This is a genomic window from Streptomyces solitudinis (assembly GCF_036323765.1).
Taxonomy (GTDB): domain Bacteria; phylum Actinomycetota; class Actinomycetes; order Streptomycetales; family Streptomycetaceae; genus Streptomyces.
In genome coordinates this window covers 23,691-34,831 of sequence record NZ_JAZDCW010000008.1, presented here as the reverse complement: position 1 = coordinate 34,831, position 11,141 = coordinate 23,691, and the positions used below count along the sequence as shown (strand labels likewise).

Annotated in this window: 9 protein-coding genes; 4 read left to right on the top strand and 5 right to left on the bottom strand. The window is 74.0% G+C overall.

Going from position 1 to position 11,141, the window contains the following annotated elements:
- Nucleotides 1–106: 106 nt before the first annotated feature.
- The 3 genes from V1J52_RS20115 (at nucleotide 107) to ybaK (ending at nucleotide 3,072) form a co-directional block, all read left to right on the top strand.
- The gene (locus V1J52_RS20115) at nucleotides 107–1,741 is read left to right on the top strand and encodes an oxidoreductase (protein ID WP_330141301.1); all 1,635 of its coding nucleotides are present in this window, start codon (nucleotides 107–109) and stop codon (nucleotides 1,739–1,741) included.
- Between the two features lie 69 nt (nucleotides 1,742–1,810).
- Nucleotides 1,811–2,554 carry an LON peptidase substrate-binding domain-containing protein gene (locus tag V1J52_RS20110; protein ID WP_330141300.1) on the top strand — a complete coding sequence of 248 codons (744 nt, stop codon included), beginning with the start codon at nucleotides 1,811–1,813 and terminating at the stop codon, nucleotides 2,552–2,554.
- A gap of 11 nt (nucleotides 2,555–2,565) precedes the next feature.
- Entirely contained in the window at nucleotides 2,566–3,072 is a 507-nt protein-coding gene (gene ybaK, locus V1J52_RS20105) for a Cys-tRNA(Pro) deacylase (protein WP_330141299.1), read from the top strand.
- A gap of 50 nt (nucleotides 3,073–3,122) precedes the next feature.
- Here the strand turns inward: ybaK and V1J52_RS20100 are convergent, their stop codons facing one another.
- The 4 genes from V1J52_RS20100 to V1J52_RS20085 all read right to left on the bottom strand — a co-directional run bounded on the left by V1J52_RS20100 (nucleotide 3,123) and on the right by V1J52_RS20085 (nucleotide 7,036).
- Nucleotides 3,123–3,821 (bottom strand): hypothetical protein, encoded by a 699-nt coding sequence (locus V1J52_RS20100; protein WP_330141298.1) that lies wholly within the window; start codon nucleotides 3,819–3,821, stop codon nucleotides 3,123–3,125.
- 67 nt (nucleotides 3,822–3,888) lie between these two features.
- On the bottom strand, nucleotides 3,889–4,719 hold the full coding sequence (locus V1J52_RS20095; protein WP_443075876.1) for an ABC transporter permease: 831 nt from the start codon (nucleotides 4,717–4,719) through the stop codon (nucleotides 3,889–3,891).
- Entirely contained in the window at nucleotides 4,716–5,729 is a 1,014-nt protein-coding gene (locus V1J52_RS20090) for an ABC transporter ATP-binding protein (RefSeq protein ID WP_330141297.1), read from the bottom strand. The genes V1J52_RS20095 and V1J52_RS20090 overlap by 4 nt, the downstream gene beginning before the upstream one ends.
- A gap of 74 nt (nucleotides 5,730–5,803) precedes the next feature.
- On the bottom strand, nucleotides 5,804–7,036 hold the full coding sequence (locus V1J52_RS20085; RefSeq protein WP_330141296.1) for an NYN domain-containing protein: 1,233 nt from the start codon (nucleotides 7,034–7,036) through the stop codon (nucleotides 5,804–5,806).
- Between the two features lie 235 nt (nucleotides 7,037–7,271).
- On the opposite strand from V1J52_RS20085, the gene V1J52_RS20080 reads away from it, so the two are divergent.
- Entirely contained in the window at nucleotides 7,272–7,427 is a 156-nt protein-coding gene (locus V1J52_RS20080) for a hypothetical protein (protein WP_330141295.1), read from the top strand.
- A gap of 105 nt (nucleotides 7,428–7,532) precedes the next feature.
- On the opposite strand, the gene dnaE is transcribed toward V1J52_RS20080, so the two are convergent.
- Nucleotides 7,533–11,075: a DNA polymerase III subunit alpha gene (dnaE, locus tag V1J52_RS20075; RefSeq protein ID WP_330141294.1), complete on the bottom strand. Its 3,543-nt coding sequence runs from the start codon at nucleotides 11,073–11,075 to the stop codon at nucleotides 7,533–7,535.
- Between the last annotated feature and the right edge of the window lie 66 nt (nucleotides 11,076–11,141).

The following is an 11,141-nucleotide window of genomic DNA, read 5'->3' as shown; positions in this document are numbered from 1 at the left end:
GCAGCCGTCCGGGGCGCCGGCGCGTGGCGGGGCACGGGCGGGGCCGGACGGGGCCGGACGGGACGGACAGGACGAACGGGGCCGAGGAGAGTTGGGGGGAGACGGCGTGAGCGAGCCGCTGACCGACGGCGAGCCGCCGGCGGGGCTGCTGCTGACCACCGCGGAATGGGGCCTGTGGCAGGCGTTCCGCAACGGCAGTACGCACGACCTGCGCACCGGTGATCCGGCCGGGGACGATCCGAACGGCGAGCTGCTGTGGGACGCGCGGCGCACGGTGCGCGCCCGGGTGATCGCGCTGCTGCTGCTGCACGGCCCGCCGCCGCTGCTGGGCCGGGTGGCCTCGCTCCAGCTCGCCGGGGCGCTCATCACCGGGCGGCTCGACCTCTCGGGCGGCCGGGTGCAGACGTACGTGGAGCTGACGCAGTGCCGCTTCGAGAACGAGGTGGCCCTGACGGAGTGCCGCATGGGCACCGTCCGCCTGGTGGACTGCCACGTGCCGCGCCTGGAGGCCGCCAGGGCGGTGACGGACGGGGATCTGCACCTGGCGCGCTGCACCCTCCCCGAGGGCATACGCCTGACGGACGCCACGATCGGCACCGACCTGATGCTGAACCAGGCGACGATCGGCAGCGGGACGCGCTCGCGCGCCGTCGCGGCGGACGGCCTGGCCGTCGGGCAGGACCTCCAGGCCGGGCTGCTGGTGTGCAACGGCGAGGTGAGCCTGCGCGGGGCGCGGATCGGCGGCTCCCTGTTCATGTACGGCAGCGTGCTGCGCAACCAGCGCGGCCGGTACGCCCTGCACGCTCCCGAGATGCACGTGGCCCGCTTCGCGCACTTCGCCTGCTCCGGACCGGCCACGGCGCACCTGACGCAGGGCGCCACCCCGCCCGCGGGCACCGGGTATCCGGTGGACGGCTACCGGGTGCAGGCGGGGCCGGCCGCCGCCGGGTTCCACGTCAAGCAGTTCCAGTGCACCGGCGGGATGAAGCTGGACGACGGCCGGTTCGGCGACTCCCTGGTGCTGGACAGGGTGCGCTTCACGCTCCACCGCGGCCAGGAGGTGTCGCTGCGCCGGGTGCAGACCCCGGAGCTGTGCTTCACGCCCGAGCGTCCCGAGAACGGCTGGGTCGTCCTGTCGGGCGCCACCGTGGGGAACCTGGTGGACAGCGTGGACAGCTGGCCGGTGCGGGACGGGCTCTGGATGGCCGGGTTCACCTACGAACACCTGATCCCGGTCGGTCCCTTCCCGCTGGAGCGCCGCCTGGAGTGGGTGGCCGCGGCCACCCCGGAGTACTCCCCCGAGCCCTACGAGCAGCTCGCGACGGTGCTGCGCAACGGCGGGGAGGACGCCGACGCCCGGCTGGTGCTCCTGGCCAAGCAGCGCAGGCGCCGCGAGACGCTGTCGCTGGTCGGGAAGGTGTGGGGCTTCCTCCAGGACTGGACGGTGGCCTACGGGTACCGTCCGGGGCTCGCCGCGCTGTGGATGGCGCTGCTCTGGCTGGCCGGCACGCTGTTCTTCGCCGGACGCCGCCCGGAGCCGCTGGACGCCGACAAGACGCCGCACTGGAACGCCGCCGTCTACGCGCTGGACCTGCTGCTGCCGGTCATCGACCTCGGGCACGGCACCGCGTGGAACCCGGTGGGGGCGGGCCAGTGGACGGCCGTCGGCCTCATCCTCGCCGGCTGGGTGCTGGCCACCACGGTGGCCGCGGGCGCCACCCGGCTGCTGCGGCGGCACTGAGGTGCGGGGGCGGGGGCACCGAGGGTGTGGCGCCACCCGGCCCGGCGGGACGCCGTAGGCTGGCCGACTGTGACCATCGCACGCCTTCCGCTGTTCCCGCTCAACACGGTGCTGTTCCCCGGCCTCGTGCTGCCGCTGAACGTCTTCGAGCCGCGCTACTGCGCCCTCATGCGGGATCTGCTGGAGATCCCCGAGGACGAGCCCCGCCCGTTCGGCGTCGTGGCCATCCGGGACGGTCACGAGGTCGCCCCGACGGCGGTCGGGCTGCCCGACGACGTCACGGCGCCCGCGCAGGACGCCGCCGCCGGGTTCGGCTCCGATCCGGCCGCCTCCTTCCACACCGTCGGCTGCGTCGCGGACGCCTCGACCATCCGGGAGCGGGAGGGCGCCGAGGGGTACGAGGCGCTGGCGACGGGCACGAGCCGCTTCCGGCTGCTGTCGGTGGACGCCTCGGGCCCGTACCTGGTCGGCGAGGTCGAGGAGCTGGAGGAGGACGGCGGCGAGGGCGCGGGCGCGCTGGCCGCCGGGGTGCTGCGGGCGTTCGGCGCCTACCGCAAGCGCCTCGCCGGTGCCCAGCAGCTCACCCTCACCACCGGGCAGGAGCTGCCGGAGGAGCCGTCCGTCGTCTCCTACCTGGTTGCGGCGGCGACGGTGCTGGACACCACGGTCAAGCAGCGGCTGCTCGCGGCGCCGGACACCGCCACCCGGCTGGCCGAGGAGCTGCGGCTGCTGCGCCGGGAGACGGCGGTGATCGGCAAGCTGCCCTCGCTGCCCGCCGTCGACTTCACCCAGCAGCCCACCAGCCCGAACTGAGCGGAGGCACGATGGCGAGGGCCAGGCGGAAGCAGCAGACGTCCGGCGGTACGCCCGCCACCGTCGCCCTGACGGCGGCCGGGGTGCCGTTCACGCTGCACGCCTACGCGCACGATCCGGCGGCTGAGTCCTACGGGAGGGAGGCGGCCGACGCGCTGGGTGTGGAGGCGGCGCGCGTCTTCAAGACCCTGGTGGCCGAGGTGGACGGGGCGCTGACGGTCGCCGTGGTGCCCGTGACCGGATCGCTGGACCTCAAGGCGCTCGCCGCCGCCGCGGGCGGCAAGCGCGCGGTGATGGCCGACCCGGCGGCGGCCGAGCGGTCCAGCGGGTACGTGCGCGGCGGCATCTCGCCGCTGGGCCAGCGGCGGCGGCTGCCCACCGTCGTGGACGCCTCGGCGGACGCCCACACCACGGTGTGCGTCTCGGCCGGGCGGCGCGGCCTGGAGATCGAGCTGGCCCCGGCGGACCTGGTGGCCCTCACCGGCGCCCGCACGGCCGCGATCGCCCGGACCGGCTGAGCCGGCCCGGACCGGCTGGGCCGGGGCGCGGGCGCTGACGGGCGTGCCCGTCAGCGGGCGCCCCCGTCGGCCGGCGTCCCGTCGGCGGGCGGCTGCGCGAAGGGCAGCGGCTCCGGCCCCGCGGCGGGCACCGGATCGCGCGGACCGAACACCGCGACCAGCACCAGGTGCGCGGCCAGCGCGGCCAGCGGCCACACCAGGAGCAGCACGGAGCTGCTCACCTCCAGCGGACCCTCGAACACCCCGCCGCGCCCGGCCTCGGCCGCCCGCGCGCCGACGTCGGCGTCCGGGCCCAGCAGGCCGCCCGTCCACGCGCCCACCCACGAGCCGAGCACGGAGCCCGAGGCCAGGCCGAGCACGACGCCGACCCCGCCGTGCCGCCGGTACGCGTAGGCCAGCGCGCCGCAGGCCAGTCCCACCGCGGCGGCCAGCACCGCGAAGGTGCCGTCCACCGCGAAGGAGTCCTCGCTCTCGTTGCTGCGCAGGAACGCCCGGCTCCCGTCGGAGATGTAGGGGACGGGCGGCGCCAGCCACCACCACAGCAGTCCGAGCACCGCACCGGCCAGCGCCGCCGCGGCGCCGACGAGCAGGGCCTCGCGGAGGTCGCCCGGGCCCAGCGCCGGTTCCGGCCCGTCGGCGCCGCTCTCCTCGCCCGGCGCGTGCCGGGCCCAGGGGTCGTAGCGCTCGGCGCCCCCTTCGGGCTGGGCGGGGCGTCCTGGTGGGGGCGAGGCGGGCGTCGGTACGGTCACCCCGCCATCGTGCCAGGCGCGCGCCGCCGCGCGGGACCGGGGCGGCACCGGCGCCGCGCCAGCCGGGTCAGCGCACCGCCGCGCGCCGGTACGCCCAGGTGGCCAGGGCCAGCGCGAGCACGCCGACGGCGGCGCACACGCCGAGGTCCAGGGCCACCCGGGCCCAGTCGGGCCGGGGCCCGAACGTGGCGGCCAGCGCCTCGACGCCGTAGGTCGACGGCAGCAGGTCGCGCGCCCACCGCACGAGGACGGGCAGCGAGGCGGGCGGCAGGACTCCGAGGAGCAGCGCGGCGGACATGCCGAGCTGTCCGCACAGCGTGGCCAGTTCGGGGCGCGGGGCGAGGAGCCCGAGGGCCGCGCCGAGCCCGGCGAGGGCGGCCCCGGCCAGCGGGACGACGCCGATCAGCACCCACAGTCCGGTCAGCGGGAGCTGGAACATCACGCTGCCGGTCACCGCCGTGACCAGGACGCCGGGCACGGTGAAGGAGGCGTAGGCACCCGCCGCGCCGAGCACCACGGCGGCGGGCGGCACGGGCAGCGTCGCGTAGTGGTCGAGCCCGCCGGAGGCGCGGAGCTGGCCGAAGTACTGGGCGAGCAGGTTCAGCGCGACGAAGGCGACGACGAGCACGCTGGACCCGGCGACGACGGCCCGCGCCTCGGGGCCGGGCCCCGGCTCGACGACGCCGCGCAGGAGCACCATGATGCCGATGGACTGGAACGTGGCGACGAACAGCAGCGGGATGCGCGCCACCCGGGCGCGGGAGAGCTGGGCGCGGTAGACGGCGCCGAGCGCCGGCCACAGCCGCACGGCGGGGGCGAGCGGCGCGGGCGCCCCGCGGGCGGGCGGCTCCGCCCGGTCCCCGCCGGACGCGGGCCTCGTCGCCGACACTGCGCTCACGCCTTCACCAAGCCTTCCGTTCGGCCCCCCAGGGCCAGGTACACGTCCTCCAGGCTCGGGGTGGCCAGGGAGAAGTCGTCGAGTGCCGCGAAGGCCGGGCCGCCTGTGACGGCGGAGACGGCGGCCCGTGCGGCGTCCGGGGAGAGCCGCAGCGTCCAGCGGCGGCCCGCCGTCCTGGCGGCCCGCCGCAGCGCGGCGACCTCCGGGACGTCCAGCGGCGGCTCGTCCCGCCACACCAGTTCGAGCCGGACGTCGTCGCCGATGAGGGCCTTGAGCCCGCCGGGGGTGTCGCAGGCGATGACGCGGCCCTGGTCCAGCACGGCGACCCGGTCGAGCACGGACTCCGCCTCGATGACGTTGTGGGTGACGAGCACGACCGTCGCGCCCCGCTCGGCGCGGCGCCGGTCCACGGCGGCCCACACCGCGCGCCGGGCGACCGGGTCCATGCCGGTGGTGGGTTCGTCCAGCACGAGCAGGGGGCGTTCGCCGACGAAGGCGGTGGCCACGCAGGCGAGGCGGCGCTGCCCGCCGGACAGGCGGCCCAGCGGGCGGGCGGCCAGGGGGGTGAGGCCCAGTTCCTCCAGGACGGACGCGCACGCGCGGCGGGCGTCCGCGGCGGGCAGGCCGCGCAGCCGTGCGGTGGTCTCGACGGCGAGGGAGACGCTCAGCTCGTCGAGCGCGGTGGACTCCTGGCCGAGGTAGGCCAGCAGCCGGGCGGCCCGTTCGGGGTGGCGCACCAGGTCGTGGCCGAGGACGTCGACGCGTCCGGAGTCCGGGCGCAGCAGCCCGGTGAGCTGCCGGACGAGGGTGGACTTGCCCGCGCCGTTGGGACCGAGCAGCCCGAACAGCTCACCGCGCCGCACGCTCAGCGTGATGCCGTCGCTGGCGCGGACGGCGGGCGCCGGGGGCGCCTTGCGCCGCCCGCGCTGGGCCGGGTAGGTCTTCACCAGCTCGCTGACGGCGCACGCCGGCCGCTCACTGGTGTGCTCTTGCCGCGCGCCGCTGTCCACGACGTACGAGGGTACGCGCCCGTCCGGCGGTGCCCGTCACCCGCCCGGCGGCGGGGGCGGGTGCGGCCGGACGGTCACTGGTCGGCCGGGGCGCGTTCCGTGCCGGTGCGGGCGTCCACCTCGCGCCAGAACCCGGCGCGGATCGCGTAGCGGTCGCGCTCGTCGATCTGGTCGTCCTTGTGGGCGAGCAGCCCGAAGCGGGCCGCGTAGCGCAGCAGCTCGCCGTCGATGCGGTGCGGGATGCGCGGGTACTGGGCGGAGAGGTGGCCGAGGTGTCCGTGGCCGCCGAGGCGGGCGATCCAGCGGCGGGCGAAGACCTGCCCGACCTCGAACGGGTCACCGCTGACCGTGGTGATGTCCTCCTCGCGGTCCGCCCAGCGCTGCTCGGCGGTGGTGAGCTGGGCCAGCATCGGCAGGGCGGCCACCTCCGGCGGGTCGGCGGGCGTGCCGCCGCGGTCCACCCAGCCCTTGTCGGAGGACCAGCGCAGGGTCGCCCCGGGCGGGGCCTGGGCGACGGGCTGCGCGGCGGGCGGGCGGCCCAGTCCGGCCAGGTCCTTCGGGGTGGGCACGCCGCGGCCCGGGGCCGCGGGCTCGGTGCCGGTCTCGGGGGGCGCCGCGGCACCGCGCTCGGCGGGGGCCGTCCCGTTCTTGCCCGCCGCCTCGGCCCCGGCCGGGCGGGAGGACTCGGGCAGCGGCGCGGAGAGGATCGCGGCGATGTCGGGGCGGGTGGGGGCGGCCGGCGGACAGGTGCCGCTGGGTTCCCTGGCCCGGACGGCCCGGGTGATCCAGGCGCGGTCCAGCACGCGGCGCTCGTCGGCCTCGGCGACGAGGTCCTCGGACTGGTTGTAGTCGCCGTCGGCGGCCTGCACCGCCCACAGGTGCACGGCGACGCCGTGCTCCTTGGCGGACATCAGGCCGGGCAGGAGGTCGCCGTCGCCGGTGACGAGCACGATGTCGGAGCAGGCGCGGTTGCGGGCCAGCTCGGTCAGCTCGGCGTGCATGGCCGCGTCCACGCCCTTCTGCGCCCAGCGGCCGTCGCTGCGGGTGAGGGCGCCGAGCCGCACGGTCACCCGCGGCATGACGCGCAGCCGGCGGTGCTCGGGCTGCGGGACGCGGTCGGGTGCGCCGTCGAACCAGTAGATGCGCAGCAGCGCGCGGCCGGTCTCCGCTTCGGCGCGTTCGCGCATGCCCTGGATGAGGACGGAGTGGTCCACGGTGATCCGGGAACGTGCGGGTTCACCGGCGAGGAGACTCGCGGCGGCACCCAGCAGGTAACCGGCGTCCACCAGGACGACGCAGCGGTCCACGGTCCACCCACTCTCGTCACGGCGCGTTTCGTTCGAGTCTGCCCGACCGTACCGGGGTTATCAGCCGGAACTCGATCTTCGGCGTGGCGAATCCGTGAGCGCATCGTGCGAGTGCGGGCACGGACAGCCGTCACCACGGGGCGCGTTGTCCGGAATGCGAAGAGTGTCGGCTCGTGCGAACGTGGTCACAGCCGCCCTCCGGCGGCCGGGTTCCCAGGACCTTGAGGAGGTCACGATGGCCAAGAACAAGAACCGAGATCGCCAGAAACAGCAGCCCCGCGGCGACCGGCAGCCGCCGCGGAGCACCGAGGGCGAGCGCACCGAGGAGACCGCACGGGGCATGGCGGATCCCCCCTCGGCGCGCAAGCCGAAGCGGCTCGGGCACAACTGACCCGGTCCGCCAGAACGACGCACGGCGGCACACGCGGGGCGGGGGCGCCGCCGGACGGCGGCGCCCCCGCCCCGCGCACGTCCGCGCGGAGTGAGACGGCGGCGCTCAGCCCGCCAGGCAGGCCGGGCCCAGCAGCTCCTTCAGGTCGCCGAAGAGCGCCGGGTCGGCGTGCACGCGGTGGCGGTCGAGCCGCAGGACCGTCGTCCTGCGGGTGCCCTGGAGCCGCACCCGCACCTCCGTCGAGCCCTTGTGGTGCGTCAGCACCTCCCCCAGCCGCGCGACGAGCGGCGGGGTGACCTTGACCGACGGGATGGTGATCGTGACGGGCGCGTTGGCGGACGCCTCGCTCAGGTCCGGCACGGTCAGTTCCATCGCCACCAGGCGCGGCACGTCCTCCCGCTTGTCCAGCCGTCCCTTGACGAACACGACGGCGTCCTCGACGAGCTGCGTGGAGACGAGCTGGTAGGTGGCGGGGAAGAACATGCAGTCGATCGAGCCCGCCAGGTCCTCCACGGTGGCGATCGCCCAGGCGTTGCCCTGCTTGGTCATCTTCCGCTGGAGCCCGGAGATGATGCCGCCGATGGTGACCGTCGAGCCGTCGCCGTACTCGCCGCCGGTGAGCTGCGAGATGCCCGCGTCCGCCTTCTCGTTCAGCACGTGCTCGATGCCGAACAGCGGGTGGTCGGACACGTACAGGCCCAGCATCTCCCGCTCCTGGGCCAGCAGGTACGTCTTCTCCCACTCCTCCGGCGAGAACTGCACGTCCAGCCCGAAGCCGGGGCCGTCCGAGCCGTCGTCCCCGCCGAGGTCGCCGAAGAGGTCGAACTGCCCCTCGGCCTCCTTGCGCTTGACCTGCACGACGTTGTCGATCATCGGCTCGAACTGGGCGACGAGGCCCTTGCGGGTGTGCCCCAGCTCGTCGAACGCGCCCGCCTTGATCAGGGACTCCACCGTGCGCTTGTTGCACACGACGGCCTCCACCTTGTCCAGGAAGTCGGGGAACGACTCGTAGGCGCCCTTGGCCTTGCGGCACCGCACGATGGAGTCCACGACGTTCTGGCCGACGTTGCGCACGGCGGTGAGCCCGAACACGATCGTGTCGTCACCGCGCGGCGTGAAGTTGGCGTCGGACTCGTTCACGTCCGGCGGCAGCACCTTGATGCCCATGCGCCGGCACTCGTTGAGGTAGACGGCCGACTTGTCCTTGTCGTCCCGCACGGACGTCAGCAGCGCCGACATGTACTCGGCCGGGTAGTTGGCCTTGAGGTAGGCCGTCCAGTAGGTGACCAGCCCGTACGCGGAGGAGTGCGCCTTGTTGAACGCGTACCCGGCGAACGGGACGAGCACGTCCCACACCGCCTGGATCGCCTCGTCCGAGAAGCCCTTCTCCCGGGCGCCCTTCTGGAAGTTGACGAACTCCTTCTCCAGCACCTCGGGCTTCTTCTTGCCCATGGCGCGGCGCAGCAGGTCGGCCTGGCCGAGGCTGTACCCGGCGAGCACCTGCGCGGCCTTCTGCACCTGCTCCTGGTACACGATGAGGCCGTGGGTGATGTCCAGGACCTCCCGGAGCGGTTCCTCCAGCTCGGGGTGGATCGGCGTGATGTCCTGCTGGCCGTTCTTGCGCAGCGCGTAGTTGATGTGCGAGTTCATGCCCATCGGGCCCGGCCGGTACAGCGCCGAGACGGCGGAGATGTCCTCGAAGTTGTCGGGCTTCATCATGCGCAGCAGCGAGCGCATCGGGCCGCCGTCGAACTGGAAGACGCCGAGGGTGTCGCCGCGCTGGAGCAGCTCGTAGGTGGGGGGGTCGTCCAGGGGCAGGTCGAGCAGCTTGATGTCGACGCCCTTGTTCTTCTTGATGGCCTTCTGGGCGTCGTCCATGATCGTCAGGTTGCGCAGGCCCAGGAAGTCCATCTTCAGCAGGCCGAGCGACTCGCAGCTCGGGTAGTCCCACTGGGTGACGACCACGCCGTCGTTCTTCGGCGAGAAGACGGGCACGTGGTCGATCAGGGGCTCGCTGGACATGATCACGCCGGCGGCGTGCACGCCCATCTGCCGGACCAGGCCCTCGATGCCGCGCGCGGCGTCGATGACCTTGGTGACGTCCGGCTCGTTCTCGTACATCGAGCGGATCTCACCCGCCTCGCTGTAGCGCGGGTGCTGCGGGTCGGTGATGCCGGACAGCGGCAGGCCCTTGCCGAGGACGTCGGCGGGCATGGCCTTGGTGATGCGATCCCCGACGGCGTACGGGTAGCCCAGCACGCGGGCGGAGTCCTTGATCGCGTTCTTGGCCTTGATCGTGCCGTAGGTGCCGATCATGGCCACCTTGTCCGCCCCGTACTTCTCGGTGACGTAGCGGATCACCTCGCCGCGCCTGCGCTCGTCGAAGTCGATGTCGACGTCGGGCATGGAGACGCGCTCGGGGTTGAGGAACCGCTCGAAGATCAGCCCGTGCTCGACGGGGTCGAGGTCGGTGATGCCCATGGCGTACGAGACGATCGAACCGGCCGCCGAGCCGCGCCCCGGGCCGACCGCGATGCCGTTGTTCTTGGCCCACATGATGAAGTCGGCGACCACGAGGAAGTAGCCGGGGAACCCCATCTCGATGATGACGCCCATCTCGTACGCGGCCAGCCGCTGGCGGTCCTCGGGGACGCCGCCGGGCCAGCGGCGGGCCATGCCGCGCTTGACCTCCTCCTGGAACCAGCTCACCTCGTCGTAGCCCTCGGGCACGTCGAAGCGCGGCATCAGGTTGCGCGGCTTGAACATGCCGGTGGTGTCGATGCGGTCCGCGATCAGGAGCTGGGTGTTGCGGCACCCCTCCTGCCAGGCGTCCGAGTTGTCGATGGCGTACATCTCGGCGGCGGACTTCAGGTAGTAGCCGGAGCCGTCGAACTTGAACCGGTCCGGGTCGGAGAGGTTGCTGCCGGTCTGGATGCACAGCAGGGTGTCGTGCGCCGAGGACTCGTGCTCGTAGGTGTAGTGCGAGTCGTTGGTGACGACGAACGGCGCCCGGAGCTTCCGGGCGATCTCCTCCAGCCCGGCGCGGGCGCGCTTGTCGATGTCGATGCCGTGGTCCATCAGCTCGACGAAGAAGTTCTCCTTGCCGAAGATGTCCTGGAACTCCCCGGCCGCCTTCAGCGCCTCGTCCATCTGGCCGAGCCTGATCCGGGTGGACACCTCGCCCGAGGGGCAGCCGGTGGTGGCCATCAGGCCCTCGGCGTACTCGGACAGCAGCTCGCGGTCCATGCGGGGCTTGCGGAAGAAGCCCTCCAGGCTCGCCCGGGACTGGGCGCGGAAGAGGTTGTGCAGGCCGGCCCGGTCCCGCGCCCACATCGTCATGTGCGTGTAGGCGCCGGCGCCCGCGACGTCGTCCCGCTTCTGGTGCGGCGCGCCCCACTTCACCGGCCGGTTGAAGCGCCGGGACTCGGGCGCCACGTACGCCTCGATGCCGACGATGGGCGTGATACCGGCGCCCTCGGCCTGGTGGAAGAAGTCGTAGGCCCCGTGCAGATTGCCGTGGTCGGTCATGGCGATGTGCGACATGTCCATGTCGCCGCAGGCCGCGAACATGTCCTTCAGTCGCGCCGCACCGTCCAGCAGCGAGTACTGGGTGTGCACATGCAGATGCGTGAACGGCTGGTCGGTCACGGGGCGGGCCACCTCCGGCACGGGTCTTCGCGGAACGGGGTCGAAGTCTACGGCCGCCGGCCGACG